General features: G+C 50.6%; 15 protein-coding genes. 4 read left to right on the top strand and 11 right to left on the bottom strand.

The window, feature by feature from the left end; all coding sequences use genetic code 11:
• Nucleotides 1–11: 11 nt before the first annotated feature.
• Entirely contained in the window at nt 12–887 is an 876-nt protein-coding gene (locus F605_RS0107965) for an NAD(P)-dependent oxidoreductase (protein WP_022865356.1), read from the top strand.
• A 710-nt stretch (nt 888–1,597) separates the two neighbouring features.
• Nucleotides 1,598–1,810: a type II toxin-antitoxin system prevent-host-death family antitoxin gene (locus tag F605_RS0107960; RefSeq protein WP_022865355.1), complete on the top strand. Its 213-nt coding sequence runs from the start codon at nt 1,598–1,600 to the stop codon at nt 1,808–1,810.
• Nucleotides 1,811–2,418: 608 nt separating this feature from the next.
• Here the strand turns inward: F605_RS0107960 and rbsK are convergent.
• From rbsK to F605_RS0107930, 6 genes are all read right to left on the bottom strand, one after another.
• Nucleotides 2,419–3,321 carry a ribokinase gene (gene rbsK / locus F605_RS0107955; protein ID WP_022865354.1) on the bottom strand — a complete coding sequence of 301 codons (903 nt, stop codon included), beginning with the start codon at nt 3,319–3,321 and terminating at the stop codon, nt 2,419–2,421.
• A gap of 2 nt (nt 3,322–3,323) precedes the next feature.
• Complete coding sequence (locus F605_RS0107950) at nt 3,324–4,334, bottom strand: aldose 1-epimerase family protein (protein ID WP_231725823.1); 1,011 nt, start codon at nt 4,332–4,334, stop codon at nt 3,324–3,326.
• A gap of 11 nt (nt 4,335–4,345) precedes the next feature.
• On the bottom strand, nt 4,346–5,746 hold the full coding sequence (gene fucP, locus F605_RS0107945; RefSeq protein ID WP_022865352.1) for an L-fucose:H+ symporter permease: 1,401 nt from the start codon (nt 5,744–5,746) through the stop codon (nt 4,346–4,348).
• Nucleotides 5,743–6,396 carry a deoxyribose-phosphate aldolase gene (gene deoC / locus F605_RS0107940; protein WP_022865351.1) on the bottom strand — a complete coding sequence of 218 codons (654 nt, stop codon included), beginning with the start codon at nt 6,394–6,396 and terminating at the stop codon, nt 5,743–5,745. Before deoC ends, fucP begins: the two co-directional genes overlap by 4 nt.
• Nucleotides 6,397–6,508: 112 nt before the next feature.
• A complete protein-coding gene (locus tag F605_RS0107935; RefSeq protein ID WP_022865350.1) occupies nt 6,509–7,486 on the bottom strand; it encodes a sugar-binding transcriptional regulator in 978 nt (325 codons plus the stop codon).
• Between the two features lie 229 nt (nt 7,487–7,715).
• Complete coding sequence (locus F605_RS0107930) at nt 7,716–7,928, bottom strand: hypothetical protein (RefSeq protein WP_022865349.1); 213 nt, start codon at nt 7,926–7,928, stop codon at nt 7,716–7,718.
• A gap of 368 nt (nt 7,929–8,296) precedes the next feature.
• Here F605_RS0107930 and F605_RS0107925 point away from each other — a divergent pair, with 368 nt between their 5' ends.
• Both F605_RS0107925 and F605_RS0107920 read left to right on the top strand, forming a co-directional pair.
• On the top strand, nt 8,297–9,340 hold the full coding sequence (locus tag F605_RS0107925) for an alcohol dehydrogenase catalytic domain-containing protein (protein WP_022865348.1): 1,044 nt from the start codon (nt 8,297–8,299) through the stop codon (nt 9,338–9,340).
• 100 nt (nt 9,341–9,440) lie between these two features.
• On the top strand, nt 9,441–10,475 hold the full coding sequence (locus tag F605_RS0107920) for a YeiH family protein (protein ID WP_040765519.1): 1,035 nt from the start codon (nt 9,441–9,443) through the stop codon (nt 10,473–10,475).
• A gap of 571 nt (nt 10,476–11,046) precedes the next feature.
• Here the strand turns inward: F605_RS0107920 and F605_RS0107915 are convergent.
• The 5 genes from F605_RS0107915 to F605_RS0107895 are packed head-to-tail and all read right to left on the bottom strand — an operon-like array spanning nt 11,047 to nt 19,453.
• Entirely contained in the window at nt 11,047–13,677 is a 2,631-nt protein-coding gene (locus F605_RS0107915) for a DEAD/DEAH box helicase (RefSeq protein WP_022865346.1), read from the bottom strand.
• Complete coding sequence (locus tag F605_RS10535) at nt 13,674–14,642, bottom strand: HamA C-terminal domain-containing protein (RefSeq protein WP_051132154.1); 969 nt, start codon at nt 14,640–14,642, stop codon at nt 13,674–13,676. Before F605_RS10535 ends, F605_RS0107915 begins: the two co-directional genes overlap by 4 nt.
• Before the next feature lies 1 nt (nt 14,643).
• Nucleotides 14,644–17,298 carry a DEAD/DEAH box helicase gene (locus tag F605_RS0107905; protein WP_022865344.1) on the bottom strand — a complete coding sequence of 885 codons (2,655 nt, stop codon included), beginning with the start codon at nt 17,296–17,298 and terminating at the stop codon, nt 14,644–14,646.
• 9 nt (nt 17,299–17,307) lie between these two features.
• Nucleotides 17,308–19,242 (bottom strand): site-specific DNA-methyltransferase, encoded by a 1,935-nt coding sequence (locus F605_RS0107900; RefSeq protein ID WP_022865343.1) that lies wholly within the window; start codon nt 19,240–19,242, stop codon nt 17,308–17,310.
• Nucleotides 19,235–19,453, bottom strand: a complete 219-nt coding sequence (locus tag F605_RS0107895) for a helix-turn-helix domain-containing protein (RefSeq protein ID WP_244865198.1) — start codon at nt 19,451–19,453, stop codon at nt 19,235–19,237. Before F605_RS0107895 ends, F605_RS0107900 begins: the two co-directional genes overlap by 8 nt.
• Between the last annotated feature and the right edge of the window lie 5 nt (nt 19,454–19,458).

The following is a 19,458-nucleotide window of genomic DNA, read 5'->3' as shown; positions in this document are numbered from 1 at the left end:
GACTTAGATAAATGAAAATCGCTGTAATCGGATTGGGAGCTATGGGCTTGCCTATGGCTTCAAACCTGGCTAAAACGTTTACTGTAACCGGCTTTGATATTTCTCCTGCCCAGATTACAAAAGCCGAATCGCTTAACTGTTCTTGTGTTGGATCTGCTATCGAGTGCGTTGCTGAGGCAGATTGCACGCTCGTAGCAGTAAGAAACCAAGCTCAGTTGGAGAATCTTCTTTTCGGGGAAGCTGGAATTGCTTCAGCGATGAAGAAAGGCTCCGTGCTCTTGCTGACATCTACTATTGGCATTGAAGCCGTAAAAACTGTCGAAAAAATGTTGTTTAGTTACGAGATTGATATCGTGGACGCCCCGGTTTCTGGTGGTCCCGTTCGAGCCGGCGAGGGTGACTTACTTGTAGTTGTGGGCGCCAGTGAGTCTGCGTATGAGAAAGCACTGCCAGTTCTAAATGAAATGGCATCTACTCTAGTTTGGGTTGGTAAGGAAGCTGGACAAGGACAAGCGCTGAAGACAGTTAATCAGCTACTTTGCGGGGTACACATTGCTGCAGCAGGTGAAGCGCTAGCACTAGCCGGCGAGCTTGGTCTCGACCAGGAAGCCACTCTTAAGGCGTTAATGGGGGGAGCTGCCGCATCCTTCATGCTTGGCGATCGAGGCCCGAGGGCAATCGAGGCCTACGAGGGTAAAGACGCCGAGGTTAAGTCTCGTTTAGATATTTTCGTTAAGGACATGAATATCGTCACTACGGCGGCGAAATCCGTTGGTATGGCGGTTCCTTTAGCCGCAGCAGCTGAACAAGAATTCCTCCTCGGTTATGGAAACGGTCAGGGTAGCGCTGACGATTCATCAGTCATCAAAGTTGTTCAACCTAAATAAAATGCGGAGCTTTTAACTGCAGGACCTGATTTTCGGACTTCAAACAACTTTTAGCTATCGACGCGGGTTCGATCCTCGGGCTCGAAACACTGATGCCCCGGCACACGGCCGGGGCATCTTTTCGTGCATGGAGTCCCTGGCGAGATTACGCACGATTTCGTCGTCCTCACTAATAAAAAGCCCGAACGGCTTTTTCACCGTTCGGGTTCACCGTGCTAGCAACACTTCGTGTTGCGCACAACTTCCTCCGATTCACTAATGAAAAAACAAGTTTCTTGACCGTTCATCGTCGTCGTTGTGGAGCTAGCGGGAATCGGCGGCGCTACGCACCAGCAAGGGTTTTCGGAGCACAGCCCCCGAAAACCGGGTTAATACCTGAATCGTATGTATAAATTTGTTGTTTTGGGGGGGTGTTCAGAGGTTCTGGTGCTTTAAATATGCCCTGAAAGCATGGGGATTGAAGAGTTTTTTGACCTACGCCCCTGAGGCGCGGGGAAAGTTCCCCCCCTCCCTTACCATCCCTACGATAGCAATCGCACCCGCCATGACGCACCGCCACCGAAACCATCTAGCGCTAGCAGAGAAACCTTTTTAATTTAATTTTATACTGCGCGTCTAGCAGCCATATCGAAGCCGGAGAGGTGCAGATACCTATTGACTCTGGATTAAATATTAGCCATAATTTTGCTAAGTCAAAAAGGGGAATGTCGATGCCTGCATTTACAATGGGTCTAGCGGAAGCAAAAAATAATTTTTCCCGGGTCACGGCCGAAGTGAACAGGACGGGGAAACCCCTCACTATTTTGAAGAATAACCGGCCGTGGGTAATTATCCAACCGGCACACGGTGCAACCGAAGTAGCCGACGTTGCAGTCGACTTCATGGATGAATATGCCGACGTATTCCAAGAACTGGCCAAATGACCGGATTTGCGTTTTCGCAGCAGGATGTCCTCGCTATTCATGCTGCGGCAATCTCTCGGTTCGGCGGATTAATTTGTCTAATATTCAGATTAACTGCCAGCTAGGGTTCTTCGGCTATTAAACCACCCCACCTTAACCCGAAATTATGCTCTGATTTGTTCGCGGTAGCCCGCGTTCACTACCTCCCCGTAAATTCGTCACCCTCACTTCACCGCCCCGAAAAGTAAGGTTTTCAAAGGGTGGAAAGTGAGCGGTCAGAAAAAGACCGCTGGAGATTCCATGCCCTTCGATGCGTACGCGAGGATTTCCGCTATCTGGGGTGCGGAAGAAGTGAAGACAGAAAACCGCCGCCTGAAACAACACAGAAAACGGCTTCCACGCCGAAACCAGGGGTGCAGCACCAGGAGCTGCCGCCCACCTGCATCAAGTCTCCCCCTGCAGCTTTAGCATTGCTCCCGCTGGTTTACCTCCAACGGTGCTTTGATGACTGAGCATATACATTAGTCAGGGGCGCCGCTTGTGCTCGCACAAGCGGCGCCCCTGTCCCCCTCCAAAAAATCTAAGCGCTGCTACACCGGACTCCCTGAGGTGGGAAGCCAAACGCCGCGCTAGTCGAGATTCAACTCTTTTGCCGTTGCGTAGGACGTTTGCGTACCCCGCTTAGTTACTGCATCGCCCGCATAGATATTAGCCTTGCGAATCGACTCAGCGATGTCACCAGTCTGCGTCCAACAATGGCTAAAGCAACCAATGAAAGCGTCACCCGCCCCGGTAGTGTCAACTGCCCTGGCAGAGGTTCCTTCAATTAACTGTTCTCCGGCTTCACTAATCCACAAGGCGCCCCGTGAACCCAAAGTGACAATCACATTCGGAATTCCCGAGTGAGTGAGCACTTGCCCTGCAGCACGTATATCTTCTTCGGATTCTACCGGCATCCCAGTTAGTAAAGATAGTTCACTCTCATTTGGCACGATGAACTCTACGTTTTTTACCTGCTCTAACGATAGTGAGGGATCGGCTGGAGCTGGGTTCAATAGAATCGGAATACCCAATTCATTGCCTAATCGTATAGTCGCATATACCGTTTCTAACGGAATTTCCAGCTGCATCACGATCAGTTTACATTCGGCAATTTGTGCCTTGGCACGTTCCACATCACCGGGAGTTAACAATGCGTTTGCTCCCTTGACAATTATGATTGAGTTACGGGATTGGGGATCCACAAAAATTGGGGCGACCCCCGAGGTAGCCTCCGTACGCATAACAAATTTGGTGTCGATACCGTTCTCAGCAAAGTTTCTTATGGTGTTGTCTGCAAACATATCGTTGCCTACCCTGGTGACCATCAAAACTTCCGAGCCCATCCGAGAAGCTGCTATGGCCTGGTTTGCACCCTTACCACCACAACCCATTCGAAAATCTGGAGCCTCTACGGTCTCGCCTTCATGGGGCATTCGATTGATATAGGAGATTAAATCGACCATATTCGAGCCAACTACTGCAATATCCATTTCTAGTTCTCCTTAATGCCGGTAGTTACTTGGAAAGTGCGAGCTTCGCCAGGGGCAAGTTCAATTAACGTTCCAGCTTTACGAGCCGCTTCGCGCCCTTCTGGACGTGATGTCCCGGGAAGCGCAAACGCAGCAACTTTTTGATCTTCGTTATGCAATATCCACCGCGTTATCACTGGGAAACTCTCGGTACTAAAACGGGTTTCAAATACCGTTCCGTCCTGGCAGGTCATTTCTAAAATTGCTTCTTCGGTCAGTTTGTCTACTCCATCAGCGAAATACACAATCTCCGGATCGAACTCTTCAGCACCTTCCAAGGAATTCGCGTCCCGATTACCGGCTTTTATCTCTGCGTTCAACTTCAACCATTTTTCAGTTGGCTTAACATGCGCCGGCACAGATTCACGCAATTTGAACGCATCTCCAGGCAAGTTTTGGGTAATTTTTCCGCTTGGTACGAACGCGTAGTTCATATGGCACATATATTGCAGAGGCATAGAAGCGTACTTAGACATGTTTTGCACCCGTAGCTCAATATCGAACATGGATGAATTCTGGTGCAAAGTCACCGAGGGATTGGCTACGTAGTGATCACCAAAACCCTTCAAGTATTCGCGGCAAGAAACTACGCGAATGGCATTGTTTGAAATAATCAATTTCGCCGAGTCCATGGGAGCGCATGCAAATTCACCATGCAACGGATGGTTATCCCCCTCGCCGGGGCAACCAGCGGCAAGCAGCCCCGAATGGAAAGCAAAGCAGCCGTAGGTGTCCTCAATCAAGGTCGCCGGTTTAGGCTCTGAAAACATGTTTTCCATGCGCAGGCTGTGACCGCAAAACTCTGCGTCCCAGATAATTTGCCCCATGAAGGGTAGAACCTCAACATATCCGAGCGAGTTACGGATAGTTAGTGAAGCAACTCCAGATGAGTAAGTTTTCGTGGTTACCGACCACTGCTCTGAATGCAGTATTTCCGTCTCTAACTGCGTAAACAGGGATCTTGGTAAATTCATTTCATATTGCATTAGATTTCACCCTTTGGAGAAGTTTTATAAGAGGAATAGAAGTACATCAATACGGCACCGAAACAAAAGAGATTAACGGCAAAAGAAATCTGCATTGAGCCAGTCAGGTCAGAGACCAGCCCCTGTACTGCAGGAATAACCGCCCCACCAATAATCGACATGACGATTATCGCTCCGCCGGTTTCGGTATAGCGTTTATCTTCGATCGAATCTAGCGTGCGCGAGTAGATAGTTGCCCAACACGGCCCGAACAAAAACGAAACCAACACCGCAGCATAAACTGCTGTCATATTAGGAACCAAGATTACATACGCTAACGCACCCAATCCACAAAGAGAGTAGCCGACGAGGACTAAGTCTTGATTAAACCTGGTCATCAAAAGATTCGCTAGGAACTTTCCTAAAAAGAACCCAATAAACGCAAAGATCATGAAGTTAGAGGCTGTTCTCTCATTGAGAGAGTGATCCAGATTTAGCGCGAGCCTAATCGTAAAGGACCAAACCGCTGTCTGCATGCCAACGTAAAGGAACTGAGTCAGAATACCAGCTTTAAATCTGCGGTTTCCGGCCAAGTATTTTAGGGTCTGGAATATGGTTGCCTTCGTGGTCTCTTTCGCGTTATTTACCACAGGCTTACACTTTGGGAACTGCGTAATCATGACCAGAATTAGGATTACCAGCAAGATTAGAATGATTACCCGGTAGGGATGCAGAGTGCGTTGTAGCATTTCCCGAGCAAACTGTTGCGACTCTGCAGCAGTAAGATTTGCCATCTGCTCATGCAGCGCGGCACCTTCGGAAAATATCAAGTACTTGCCCAGCAAAATTCCCCCGATAGATCCGAGAGGATAGAAAGTTTGGGAGATGTTTAGTCGTAGCGTGGAATATTTTTTCGGTCCAATCATCGACGAGTAAGTGTTACAGGACGTCTCAAGGAATGATAATCCAATTGCAATCGCAAACAGTGAAAACAGGAATACTGAATACGTTGCCATGTGGGAAGCCGGGAAAAACAGTGAGCAGCCGATGATATACACACTCAGACCAACCATGATTCCAACTTTGTAGGAGGTGGAGCGGATTACTCGGGAGGCAGGAATAGCAATAATGAAATACCCACCGTAGAATGCTGACTGCACAAACGCGGAAGCAAAGTCAGAAAGAGTAAAAATTGACTTGAACTGTGTAATCAAGATGTCGTTGAGGCTGGCAGCTATCCCCCACATGGGGAAGCAAATCGACAGTAAGAGATACTGAAAAATAGGGGTTCGCGAAAGGTAACCGTCGGCTAACTGCTGCGTATTATCCTTTATCAACCCTCGGCTGTTATTTACTTGTCCTTCGGGTGTTTTTTGCCCAGGCAATGATTGCTTTGGCAAAGTTTCCACATCTATGCTCATTCGTTCCCCCCCAACAGTTTCATTCCGGCAGAGGCACCAATACGGTTAGCTCCTGCGGCGATCATTTCGTCCATGACGGCAGCGGTTCGAATCCCGCCAGATGCTTTAACTCCCATATTCGAGCCAACAGTTTTACGCATAAGCTCCACCGCATGCGCACTTGCACCTGATTGTGAAAAACCTGTAGAAGTTTTTACAAAATCTGCGCCAGCCCTTTGTGCGCATTCGCACGCATTCACGATTTCTTCATCCGTTAGCAGGCAGGTTTCCAAGATGACCTTCACTAGAACCCCAGTACCAGCTGCTTGGACAACACCAGCAATGTCCAGCTGGACCGCGTCCCAATTTCCATCTTTGACCGCCCCCAGGTCTATTACCATGTCGACCTCTTGCGCTCCGTCTGCTACGGCATGGGCAGTCTCAAATTTTTTTACCTCTGTGCAATGCGCACCAGAAGGAAATCCGATTACTGTACATACCTTAATATCACTACCGGAAAGCTCCCGATTCGCCAGCGAAACCCTATTGGGGCTTACACACACCGACCAGAATCCTGCGGTTTTAGCCTCTTCGCACAGCTTTTTTACCGCTTCAGCTGTTGCATCTGGCGCAAGCAGGGTATGATCAATTAGTTTTGCTTTGTTGGTCATGTCTACGTCTCCTTCGACTTCATGCAAGTCTTGGCTGACTTGTCACTGGTCTCACGCTACTTTGCTACCCCAGCCTACAGAACAAATTTTTGGCACATATGTGCCATTTTGGCTATTTTCCTTGTTTCTTTTTCGTCAAGGCGTGTAGCTTACGTGCCGTTACCGTGTCTATAACTAACCGGTTAGCATAACCACGTAACAATGCCGCATAGACCGCTTGCAGCTTATCGGATCCTCCTGCTACCAGGATCTTTTGCTCGTTATGCCGTAAATCCGGCAAAGAAATTCCCAAAGTGCGGTTGTTAAGATCCGGCAGACAGACCCTGCCGTCTTCATCGATGAAGTGCGCACATATTTCCCCCACCGAATGTTCGATCAAGAATTCTCTTTCGTCCTCATTAATGAGCGGACTATGCAGCAGAGTTGCCACGGAACTAACTGAGCCGACCGAATAAAGCACGATACGTGCTCGGCGCGCAAGTTCCATAACCCTACTTACACTCTCTTCTCGTTCAATCGCTAGCTTCGCACCTGCCGATTCCAACACGATTGGATGCCCTATCATGTGCACCTTAGCCTGCAGAGATTCTCGTAACTCCCGGAAACTGGTTAGAGTGGATAAATCCATGGACGGCATCATTAGATTGCCACCGACCTGGACTACATCGACCCGCTGTAAAGATTGCCGCTGTAAGCTCGCAGTCAATGCTTGAATGGTTCGAGACCAGTAAACTCCAACGGCGTCTCCATCACGCACCATCCCCATAAAAAGGTCTGCCCCCGCCTGTCCCAGAGCCTTGCGAATATCAATGTCGCGTCTTCTAGGTGGAGACACTAAACGTACCTCGTCAAGTGAAAAAGCAGACCGTAAAGAATCGATGAGCTCTCTGTCTTGCTCGCGTGGATCATCTATTCGAATTTTCACGAACCCGCGCGCCTTCGCATGAGTGAGCAATTTGGAAACATTTGGTCGTGAAACATGCAGTATATTAGCGATTTCACTCTGAGATAGGCCGCTATAGTAGAGCTTTGCCACATCCAGGGATTGCTGATCCCTGCGGGTCATTCCCAAGCGATCTTTTTTCACCATGAGACTATCTAATCAGTCTGGAGTCTAGTCTGAGGAAATCTGAAAATCAGCCTTTCAGAAAATACAGTTACAAAGTTTTTAAGAACTAAACGTTACACTCCTCGGAGTGAAGCTATCGTCAGGCGTTGAGCTAATCAGAAATGCTGCAGCAACTACAACACAAGCCGCATTAAACGCTTCGCGGAGGTACCACATACACCCGCCCTACAGCCAAAACCTCATACTCGCGTTACGCCCGGCGCCGTAGCAGCACCAACGCACCTAGAATGCTGCTGGCTCCTGCAAGCAACAGCACCCCTAAGGGCGAGGCGTCGGTATTTACCATTTCTTCTTTGGGGCTAGCTTTCGGCGTAGGAGTATTTTCGGAATCAGCAGGTTTAACCTTGCTGGTGTTAACAGGTTTCTCCCAGGTACCAGTGAAAGTAACTTTCAGCAGATTCAACCTGCCGGCGTACCTCGCTCTTGTTGGCAGTTCACATTGGTGGCACCTCGTTTAAGATGACCACTTGACGGATCCCAGGGGAAACGTCTTTGATCACCACCAGGCGACGCGCAGACGCAGCCATCTTCGCAAGGTGAGTCGAAAGCCTACTATCCTTCTTCGACTATTAATCTCTCCAGTTATTTAAGACTGGAAGGACTATTCACGTGACGGGTAAGGAAGCAATTCACGGTTACTGATAACAGTAGCCGCTACTAGATTCGTGAGACACTAGATTTACGCGGCATGGAGACGCAAAATCCGGGCGCTACTTCCTTCGCGTTACTTATGGGCGCGGTTCCGATATGTCTTTAAGGAGAGGAGAAGCCATGCGGGCAGCTACTTTAAATGCACCGGAAGATCTACGTCTGGTCGAGAAAGACAAACCCACTCCGGGCAAAAATGAGGTCTTACTGAAAATCGAAGCCAACACCATGTGCGGCACCGACTATCGTCTCTATACCGGGGCGAAAACCTCCGGGGTTTCCTACGGTACGGTTCCCGGACATGAGATTGCAGGCAGGATCGTAGAAATCGGCGAGGGCGTCGAACAGATTCAGCCAGGGATCCAGATTGGGCAACAGGCGACAGTTTCGATCGTGGTTTCGTGCGGTGCCTGCCCCAACTGTTTGCAAGACCGCGAACACCTCTGCGCAAATCTAGAGCTGTTTGGCTACGCGATTGATGGGGGTCTCCAAGAGTACATGCTGGTACCGGAACGCGCGCTACGCCGAGGCAATCTGATCACAACCAGCCAAGAGCTTACCCCCAAAGCTCTTTGTCTAGCCGAACCCATCTCTTGCTGCTTAAATGGCCTCGATCAATTCAAAGTTAATCTTGGGGAGGTAGTAGCTGTTCTGGGAGCCGGCCCGATTGGACTAATCCACGCACAGCTAGCACTGGCCAGTGGGGCTAGACAGGTTTTTGTATCTAACCGTTCTCCGGGGCGTCGCCAAGTGGCAGACCGACTGGGCGCAATCGGAGTCAGCCCCGATGAGCTTGAAGATCAAATCAGGGACGCAACCAATGGCGCGGGAGCCGACGTGGTGATCGTGTGTATCGGCGCCTCGGAACTAGCTCAGGATGCCTTAGTATTTGCCCGGGACGGAGGGCGAGTCAACTACTTCGCGGGATTCCCGAAAGGCTCGATGACGCAGATGGAACCTAACCTGATTCACTATAAAGAACTGCAGGTTACTGGGGGTTCCAATGCTCGCCGCCGAGATGTAAAACGAGCCATTCAAGTCCTCGAATCTGGCGCTATCAATGTGGAAGAGATTGTCACTCATACTTTCCCGCTTTCAAAAGTGCACGAAGCTTATCAGGCAGTACACGATCGCATCGGCGTAAAAATTGCGGTAATACCCGACTAAAAAGCAGTTCCGGTTAACCTGTGGGGAACGAGACAGACTTATCTCGTCTTCTTACTGCCGGATCGTTTTTACCTTGTGGTATATATGGCAAGTGATTTCTTTGAATAATTTCAAACGGCTCTTACCGGGAATAGCATATGCGTGCGTGATCGCCGGAATCGCTTGGCTAATAAACCTGTTTCTTCCCCTGCTTTCATCGATGCTGGTGGCAATCCTGCTGGGGGTAGCCGTCCGCAACACGAAGTTAATTCCTGCTGTCTGTGAACCCGGCATCGGTTTTTCGGCAAAGACTATTCTGCGCTTCGGGGTGGTGCTGCTAGGTTTTCGACTGTCGCTACCAGCTATCGCCGCGCTAGGAGCCGGAACCATCGTGACTATCCTCTGCGCGGTTGCGGTCACTATGGTGTCAGGTTACCTGCTTACTTACTTTATGCGAGTCAGTCACGCCACCGGGATCCTCACCACTTCCGGCACCGCAATTTGTGGCGCCTCTGCCGTGGCAGGTATCTCCCCGGTGGTTTCTGCCCGCAGTCGCGAGGACGCCGATGATGCGGTTGCGACTGCTATCGCTTGCGTTACTCTATTCGGGACGCTCTCCCTCGTCGCTTTACCGGCTGCTGCCCACGCCCTAAACCTGTCCCCTACCCAAACTGCTGTCTGGCTGGGGTCTTCTATTCACGAGGTCGGCCAGGTAGTGGCGGCCGCAAACATTTATGATCCGGCAATCTCTGATTTGGCTACCGCCACCAAGCTGGGGCGCGTAGCCTGCCTGGCGATCGTAGTGGCAATCGTGGGAATCATTGAGCGGCGAGTAGTAGAAGTACGCCACGAACAGACGGAGAAAGCCAGTTCCGGCAAGCGCCCACCCCTGATTCCCGGATTCGTGGTGGGATTCCTGATCGCAGTAGTGCTAGCCTCGGTGTTTGCCGGCATCCCCACTGTCAATAATATTTTCAGCACCCTAGGGGGCACGGTTGCTACCCTGCTCCTGACGGTAGCGATGGGCGCGATGGGAGCCGGGGTAAACCTGCGCAACGTGATTAAGTCCGGAGGGCGCGCCCTCGTCCTCGGAATAATCCTGAGTGTCGTAATCGCCGCAGTCTCGTTGGGAACGGTACTTCTGTTAGTCGACTAGGACGCAGCCGAAAGGACGCGGGCTAGGTTTTTTCGAGTAGGCGCGGTAAGTATCTGACTTCACGGTGCGAGCAAGGGTCGCGGCTGGTAAAAGACACGAGAGGGGCCTGACCTGCGGAAGCAGGTCATGGGGTCCCCGGAGTGCTTTTACCGAGCCAGACCCGCAGCGAACTTTAAAACCACGGGCGCGGGCGAACGCTCAGCCCGCGTTCGCTACCTCCCCGCGCCAGCCCTCACGGGTTCGATTCCCCCAGCTAAAAAATGTTGAAGCCCCAGGAAAAACCTGGGGCTCTTATTTAGTGCCAGTAATCCCTAACGGGACTACGCCAACGAAGTTACGGGATTGCTGGTATTGATACAAAGGTGAGCACTCAGAGCTCTTAGGAAATACGCCTGTTTTCCCTTGTTATCAAGCTAAAGTAGGGATTCGTGGTTTGGTCGACTACGCCTCCCGCTAACGCCAAATTAAGCCCCTGGAGACAGTTAGCTCAGAAAGCTGAAAACCTTGCGCGCATCTATGCGCTCAAACCTCGCTTTTGCGAAATAGTTGGTTTGAGCTGTAGTTTCATTCTCTAGAAGGGCGGAATACTGTCAAAAAGCTCGGGTAAGTTGTAGAAGATTTCGCTCGCTTCGTTTCTAACGTTGATATTCGGTGAGGATGTGAGCCCGAAGTCGAGATGGAGGCTTCCTCGTTCATCGATTCGCAGATAGTCTGGGTTATTTTTCAGGATATAGGTAGCTGATTCTCGAGAAAATCCGGAACGTTGCAGGGCGATGGCTTTCTCGTTGGTGCTGCCGTATTCGACATATTCGTACCAGTTGTTTGGAAAGCTCTCGACGTTGTGGATTTTCTTGTACTCGTTTGAGAAGCGTAGGAAGTAGTTCGAGAGGCTGAACAGGATCTGCTCTTCGATTGTCTTCAAGGTATTGGCCATGACGATGTTGCGGTGCTCTTTACTATCGGTGTAGCGCTCCATTAGGTAGTCCGTCACGAAGAAACGGTCTGGATGTTTCATTTGATACTGGATGGCTTGATTCATAATGAATTTAAGTCCTCTACCTTCCATCCAGCGGCAAAGTATGACGGCATACCAACGTAGTTTTGTGTGCTCTTGAGTCTTGGGATTTCGGTACCCAAGTTTTGAACTTTCGTAAATGTCCCAGTGGAAAATGCTGGCGAGTTTTTCGAGAAACTCTAGCACTTGACGATAATCGAAAGAGCTGCCTTCGACACGTTCAGGATATGTGAGGCCGTTTCTGATTGCGTGGGTGAGGTTTTCTACTTGATCTACGGAAATATTGAGGTCAACGTCCTGGGCGACCTCTCGCTTTGCGAACTGTTGTCTAATCGTGGCTTCTTTTTCTTTATCGAGGTGTTCAGTGAATTCTCGGCGCACGAGGCTTGAACGGTCTTCCATGATGTCGCGAAGCAATATGAGTTCGTAGCGACGAATCATCTCACGCTTGTCTTCACTCTCATTTTGCTTCTTTTCTGGAAGCGCGATTTTCCCTTGCATTAAAGTTTCTACGACCCGCTGTTTATCGATTCTTCTGAATAGGCCAGTGTCAGTTTCGATGGACAGTTTTTGCGGCGGGATCTCTTCATCAAGGAACTGTGTGAAATCTTCTCGGCTGGTTTCTTTGGGTAAGACGAGCATGATGACGTCGCCATAAAGGTTGTATTCAATGCGCCCTACTCTGCCGATCAGGTTATTGAAATCCACTGCGCTCATGGAGGCTCGGCCGTTTTTCTTTGAGGTGATGATGAGGTTATCGGCTGGTAGGTTCACTCCTTCGAGGAGCGTGCTGGTGCAGAATATGGTTTTGATTTTTCTTTGACGGAATAGATCCTCGATTCGCTGGCGTATTGCCGGCGGTAGATAGCCGATGTGGTATGCGAGGCCTTTGCGTACTAATTCAACGAGGTAGTACTGGTCGTGGACGTCACGACTAATGTCTTCGGCGAGTGCATCTAATTCATCATCAGCTAATATCGGCTGTTTTAGTGCCCAGTTTTTCGCGGCTTTTATGGCTTTTTCTTTCGAGGGAAAATATACGACGGTCTGGGCTGCTCTATCCTCGGCACTGGCTAGTTGTAGCGCGGCAAGGAGATTGTTGAGTGGATCTGCCCCTTGATACGGTGCAATTGTGGTGCTGTGGTGCGCGTGGTCGTTGTAGACGAGGATTTCCTGCTTGGATGCGTCCATGATGAATTTGAATTGAGTGACGGGCGAATAGGTGGTGGCGATAGCTGATTCGTCTCCGTCGATGGCTTCATCCACGAGCTGGAGGTAGGTTTGCGGATTTGGGATGTTGGGTGAGGCGAATATGAAGCGTGGTGGTTTTGGCCGGTCGTGAAGCATACTGACGACCTGGTAATAGAACGGTGCGCGAGTGTTCTTGCCTGAGAGTTTGTGTGCTTCGTCGATGAAGAGATAGTCGAGTTTGAGGTGCGGCTTGGCGACGAGTAGGTAGAGCAGACGTTCTGGGGTGAGCACATATATGAAGTTGTGTTCGCCTTCCAGGGCGATATCGCCAGCTGCGGAGATGACCCGGTAGTTTCTCTCTGCCAAGGTTTCTTTCAGGTCGTTGATGATTTTAGAGCGCGTCTCGTTGATGAGGGCTTTAGTGGGAACCAAGATGGCATAGCTGGCTGTGGCTCCTTGCTTGATTTGGTTGATGATGAAGGTTCGCATGACGAACGATTTACCCAAAGAAGTCGGTGCCGAGTAGCTGAACTCTGGATCTTTCAAGCGGTCGTAGATGCGTTTTTGCGGTGCGAAGAACGTCTGATCTTCAGTACCGGGTACGCGTAAATAGTCTTCTTGGAAACCGGAAAAAGCGCGCTCGAAAATGCTTAGGGGTACGTTGCCACCTCCGATGAGTTTCAATCCTTGATAGTTACCTACAGCCGTAAAGACGGAAGTGGCGTAGATGCGCACCAGCGGGTTTTCAGGGTAGAGCTTGTCACACAAGATGATGATTTCTTGTGCCCACGTGCGATGGTGCTCTTTCTCGTATGGATGGTTCGATTTGGATAGAAGGTCGGCAAAGCGTAGCGCTGCTTCTAAATCCACCGGTCTAGGTTCTCGCCTGGTTGGGAATTTTAATATCCCGTAATTGTAGAGCAGATCGTCGTAGAGCTCGTTCAGAAACTCGTTGTCGTTGATATCGCTGAAAATGACATCCCCGAGGGTATTCATGGCTGTACACCTTGGTCGAGAACATGGTTCATGATTTCTATGCGATCTGTCGAGGGAAGATTCAGTGGCAGCACGTAGATGTAGAACGAGTGGTTGGCAAGGTTCAGCTCATTGATTTTGCGCATAATCAGGCCAGCGTGCTGGGCGATATCGAGCCGCATTTTGTCAACCAATTGTGCATCAAAGCTACCGGAAGAATAGGCAGAGGGGTTGAGGCCGAGCTTATAGCCGAGGAAAATACCGTAGCCGATGTCGCGTTTAGTTCCTCTGCCTTTCGTCGGGATCAGGAGGTCTTTGATGTGGTGGGTGGTTCGATCATCGAAGGTTTTCTCAAAAACCGTATTCTCTGCCATCAGCACTTCGTTGCGCTGGTTGGTTTGAATGCGGTTGATTCGCTCGAAGGCATCATCGATAGCATCTTCGATGTCGTCAACGATTTCGGAAGTGCCGAAAACAATCGTGTTATATGGCAGGTTTCCTGCCAGGTTCGGTGGCCGAAGATGGATCGCATCGCAACGGCTCAGCTGAGCTCCTCCTGCCCGGTTGAGTTCGATTTTGCTCATGATTTTCGGTGCCCCAAGTATTTTCTCGAGGAACACGAACAGCAAAATTTCACCTAAGTCAGACCCTGAACCAATCTGCCCTGCGGTTTGCTGCTGCCTTAACCTGCGTAGCGCATACAAACTAATATTTCTGGTTTTACCTCGCTGTATATAGTCTTCTATTTCGGCTCGTGAAAACACATAATCACCGAGACAATCAAGGATGAATTCTTCTAGCCCTGCATAGTCAAACAAACCGTTAATGGTGTCCAAGTAGAACAGGCGTAACTGGCTAGGGTTCACGAGTTGCAGGGATGACGAGTGCGAGCATTCAGTGAAGATGGCATCAAAATCTGCCCCTGCCAGTGTTGGGGTGATTGTTGCTGTCATCTCGCTGCCCTCCATTGCTAACCCCGCGCTCACGTCAGCTCAGCGCATCCAAGATCCGGTCGAAGCTTGAGAGCGTGTGCGCACCAGATGGCGGCTCGACTCCTTCGTCAAAGACCATGAAATAGTGGAAAAGCGGCCCGGCCATGCGAGCCCACTCGGTTCCCAGCTTGAGCTTGATTCTCGTATCCTCCGTGTTTTTCAGATGCTCGCCCTTTGTCTCGACCAGCACGATATGGCCGCTAGTGGTTTCCACCATGAAATCTGGATAGTGATTGCTCGGACCGTTGATACAGAATCCGCGCCGCTCGATAATCCTGTGCCACCATTTCACAGAGCTCTTATCCGATAGCGACATAGCCAGGTCATATTCGAGACCGTTCACCGAATCTTCTGCCTCGTACAAAGATCCTCCGATAAAGCTCGTCGCATCTATGGGCTGAATATGGTCAGGAAGCACGTAGGTTGCTTGTGTGGTAATCGTGCCGATCTCAATGCCGCGCATGAACTGCTCGAGCCGGTAGCTATCCAGGTAGGTGCGAATCTTTTCCTCAATCCGGCTTGCCGCTGTCAATGGAGCGGTGACAGCGGTCTCGAGCTGGCCACCATCAAGACCTTCAATAACGCTAGTGATGTAGGCTTCTAGATCGCTAGATGCGATCTCGTCGAACTTCTTCTCAAGCCTCATATGCACAGTGGCGATAGCGTTACGCACTTTACCCTCGGGCGGTAGCGAAGCAATATATTCACGCATGATCTGCTGATCTTTAGCATTCATCCGATACGCTTTGGGCACGTCGGCATCGCCGCGTTTCACATCGATACGCGCCATATCTGCGCTCGCTCTACCCAGATCTATACGTGAATCATGGCCGCGAAGTTTAAACTCTTTCGTCAGGCTCTCTTTGTGCAACAGAACAAGCTCGTCGTCATCGGTGTCACCGAAAAGCTGGGAACCTGGAGTCTTGATATAGAACTGTGGAATTCGTAAACGTTTCACCTCATCAGCGAACTCAAGCTTTATGCCATCCATTTCAACCTTGTCTGCTAAATCCGTGGGCACCAGATTCTCAATGTCTTGTGCCGCCTGCTCTGCTGCCGCCTCATACTCGCTACCTTGCGTTGCCGCGCTCTCCAACAACTGCCCTAGCCCACTAAGTTGCTCGCCATCTTCAGCATCGGCAACGGTTGTATCGGTTGCTACCTGGACGGGATCAAAATCAAGGAACTCTTCCTCCGGCGCCTCCTCCGACGAAGAAGTACCAGACGATAGCGGCGCTTGAGGCGAGGTTGGTGGTTGTTCTTTCTCTGGTGCAGCAGGGAGGGTTTCTGCCACTCGATAGTCTTTCCCAGTGAAGCCCGCCTCATTCAAACCCTCTACGATTCGCTGCAACGTGGACGCAAAATCTGCCGATGAGGTCAGCACATAGCTCATGTTCAACAGCTGTTCACGGTGATGACGGGTATAGGGCTGGCGCAGAATACGCCCCAGAATCTGTTCCACATCCACGCTGCTCGTCTTATTCGCAAGAGATGCGAGCACGTAGGCGAATGGGCAATCCCAGCCCTCTTTGAGAGCGTTCACGGTGATGATGTACCGCACCGGGCACTGTTCAGAGAGCAAATCAACATTCTTGAGTTCGTTGGTATTGGCTGTCTTGATCGCGATTTGTTCTTCAGGGATGCCCACCTCGACCAGCTTGCTCTTCAGCTTCTCAAACGAGGTTGCATCCTCTTTCGCTTTTGGCTGTGCCTGGAAGAGCACGATCGGGCGAATATACTCCCCGCCCTGCTCCTGACGCTTTATCGCTAGTTCCTCGAGCTTGTTACGAAGACCAATAGCGTCAGTGAGCACATCGGTTTGCGAATCCCGGTTATAAGCGATCACGGGCAGCTTCACCATGTTCTCGCTTTTCAGCTGGAGCGCATCCACATAAGAAATAATGTTGGCTTCCTTACGCGGAGTAGCAGTTAAATCCAGCACGAATGCAGGATTGAAATTCTTGAGCATCTCCAAACTCAACGTCGAGCGAGCATGATGGGACTCATCAACCACCACTACCGGGTTGAGCTGGTTAATCACCTGGAACAGTGCGGTATCATCTGCCTTATCAATCGGTAATTCAGGAGCGCCAAAAGCCGTATGGAATGGCGCAAGATTACCGTTAGCCTGATACGCCTTCAGCCCTTCTTTTCCCGAGGAACGGAACGAATCATACGAAAGCACCATCACCGACAACTGATCAGTGACCGTCGCGGGGCTAAAATTCTGACCAGCTAGCAGCTCAGCCTTCTCATAGACTTCTACACGGCCATGGAAATCAAGATTCAACCGTTGCCGATACGGGTGCGCTGGGTTCTTCAGCGCGGCCAAGGTTTGGCTCAAAATCGCATCCGATGGCACCAACCACACCAGTGCTTTCACTTTGCGTTGATGCAGCGAATCAAAAATCGGCTTGACCGATGCGCACGCCAAGAACGTCTTGCCACCACCCGTGGGCACCTTGTAGCACACGTGCGGTACCTGATCGATAATGTTTTGATAGCGCGGGATCCCGTTCACGCCCACCTGGACTTGGCGATTAGCCCAATAACGAGAAAAAGCCCCAGAAAGAGAGCCCTCCTCTTCCAAAATGGCAAGATAGTCAGTCAGGTCAGAGATGACCTTCTGCTGATATTTCTTCAGTTCCATCTGGTCACCTCATAGCCTCGTAATATCGCGCGGAATCTTCTTAAACACAATGCCAAGCTTCGTCATCTCCTCCGCGCTCAACTCACACAAGTCGGCATAAACAATGTAGGACTCACCCCGATGATTCGGATCCATTGTCGCCAAGAAAGCACGATCCAGCACAGTCACAGCATCGGGCTCATAAATGAAGTAGTAAACGGCTCCGTTCGCGCTCCCCAGATAGTACGGGTTCGAGGACGAATCATCAGGTATCGCCCGCCTTGTTTCAGTGAACCAGATATAGTCGCGCACCTGCGCTACCGGCACATCCGGGTTCAAGTTACCCTCGGCGATAAGCTCCGGGCCGAGCTCATAGAAGCTGAAATCGCCGCCTAATCCTGGAACGTCTTCTTTCGCGCTGGTTTGGGCTACCACCTGGAGCTGCCCATCTTTCACCGACGGGCCGGTCACCTTCTCGTATTGGTCTTTGGCTCCATCTGCGATTGCTTTTGCTTCAGCGAAGACTTTTTCGCCTTTCTTCAGCATTGCTGTTGTTAGCTTCTCGTCATAAAGAGTTGTCTTGACCGACTTGGTTGCCGTATAGCCTCGAGCGACTCTCTTAACTCGCTCTGCCGTCACACTATCCGCATAATCACCCAGCTCCACCAAAATAAACTGCCGATTACCGCCATCTTTCTTGTTCAGACTAAGCACAGCATGAGCAGTCGTCCCAGAGCCAGCGAAAGAGTCAAGGACAATCGAAAGCGGCGAACTGGCCACCTTCAATACCCTTTCGATAAGGCGCGTTGGCTTCGGAGTATCGAATGCTACCGCACCGTCAAAAAGCTCCTGAATCTCCTTCTTAGCCTCATCCGTATGGCCAGCCTCTACATGAGACCAATAATTCGTGGGTAGCAGACCTCCAACACTATCAAGGTAGGTTTTACGAGCAATACCACCTTCACCATTCTTCGTGAAAAAGAATCGCGGCCACTGCCCACGGGCGAGAACCGCCTGAGCATCAAGACGCGCCTGCTCCAGAGGCTTAGCAAGCATGATAGCTTTGACGCCCTCACGAACCTCTTCAGCTTTTACTCCACACACCTTCGCGCGCTCGGCTTCATCGTACAAATCCACTAGTTCATAGTCCGTCCATCCGGACATTATTGAGAACATTTCGTCTTGCTGATATCGCCAGCAGTTGTTAATGGCGGGATAAAGCAGCTCACCTGTGAACGGATGCTGGATGGCATACACCATGCCTTGGTGCGTGCGCGCTCCAGGAGCAAAAGCATTGTCTGTTCTCCACGGAGATCTGTCATTATCGGGATTCTTGTACTTTGAATCCATTTCAGCTGTGCGCTCGAGCTTGTTGGGTTGCCAATCTGGCTGCTTCGAGAAGACCAGCAGATGCTCGACTTCAGCCGGGATACCCTTGGAGTCGTTTCGGGTTGAGTACGTGCGCTGCCAAGAAATATCCGCAACGAAGCAGCGAGCACCGAAAATCTCGTTACCAATGAGGCGCAGGTTCGCGGCTTCATTGTCATCAATGCTGATAAAGATTGCACCAGTTGGCGCTAGGAGACGTTGGAGCAGCCGCAGGCGTGGGTACATCATGCATAGCCATTTGTCGTGGCGGGATAGGTCTTCGCCTTCTTTGCCGACGACTTCGCCGAGCCATTTCTTGATTTGTGGGTCGTTGACGGCATCGTTGTAGACCCAGCCTTCGTTTCCTGTGTTGTAAGGAGGATCGATGTAGATGACGTCGACTTGGCCGTCGTAGCGTGGCAGCAGTGATTTGAGTGCTTCGAGATTATCGCCATGGATAATCATATTGTTGGAGCCGTTGTCGACCTCGTGCTGACCGTCTGTATCGAATGAGTATTGGCGCTCGAGCACGCGATAGGGCACGTCAAGGTGGTGGTTGATCACCTTGTTTTTGCCAACCCAGTTCAGTTCAGGCATTCGCGCTCCTTTGCTTAGTCATTGTTTCAAGTCCATCTCCGGCTTGACCTGATCGCACCCATTCGTCGATTTCTGAGATTTTGAACTTCCAGAATCTGCCGACTTTGTATGCGGGCAGGTTACGGTGTTGTATCCACGAGACAAGAGTGTCTCGGCCGATACCGAGGTATTCTTGCACCTCTTTCGAGGTTGACCATTTTTCGATCTGCATCTCGT

This window comes from Varibaculum cambriense DSM 15806 (assembly GCF_000420065.1).
GTDB classification, from domain to species: Bacteria; Actinomycetota; Actinomycetes; order Actinomycetales; family Actinomycetaceae; genus Varibaculum; species Varibaculum cambriense.
This window is presented reverse-complemented; position numbering and strand designations above follow the sequence as displayed.

Coding starts and splice junctions, on each gene's coding strand:
- F605_RS0107965 (WP_022865356.1), top strand. CDS start 12: ATGAAAATCGCTGTAATCGGATTGGGAGCTATGGGCTTGCCTATGGCT.
- F605_RS0107960 (WP_022865355.1), top strand. CDS start 1,598: ATGCCTGCATTTACAATGGGTCTAGCGGAAGCAAAAAATAATTTTTCC.
- rbsK (WP_022865354.1), bottom strand. CDS start 3,321: ATGGATATTGCAGTAGTTGGCTCGAATATGGTCGATTTAATCTCCTAT.
- F605_RS0107950 (WP_231725823.1), bottom strand. CDS start 4,334: ATGAATTTACCAAGATCCCTGTTTACGCAGTTAGAGACGGAAATACTG.
- fucP (WP_022865352.1), bottom strand. CDS start 5,746: ATGAGCATAGATGTGGAAACTTTGCCAAAGCAATCATTGCCTGGGCAA.
- deoC (WP_022865351.1), bottom strand. CDS start 6,396: ATGACCAACAAAGCAAAACTAATTGATCATACCCTGCTTGCGCCAGAT.
- F605_RS0107935 (WP_022865350.1), bottom strand. CDS start 7,486: ATGGTGAAAAAAGATCGCTTGGGAATGACCCGCAGGGATCAGCAATCC.
- F605_RS0107925 (WP_022865348.1), top strand. CDS start 8,297: ATGCGGGCAGCTACTTTAAATGCACCGGAAGATCTACGTCTGGTCGAG.
- F605_RS0107915 (WP_022865346.1), bottom strand. CDS start 13,677: ATGAATACCCTCGGGGATGTCATTTTCAGCGATATCAACGACAACGAG.
- F605_RS0107905 (WP_022865344.1), bottom strand. CDS start 17,298: ATGGAACTGAAGAAATATCAGCAGAAGGTCATCTCTGACCTGACTGAC.
- F605_RS0107900 (WP_022865343.1), bottom strand. CDS start 19,242: ATGCCTGAACTGAACTGGGTTGGCAAAAACAAGGTGATCAACCACCAC.
- F605_RS0107895 (WP_244865198.1), bottom strand. CDS start 19,453: ATGCAGATCGAAAAATGGTCAACCTCGAAAGAGGTGCAAGAATACCTC.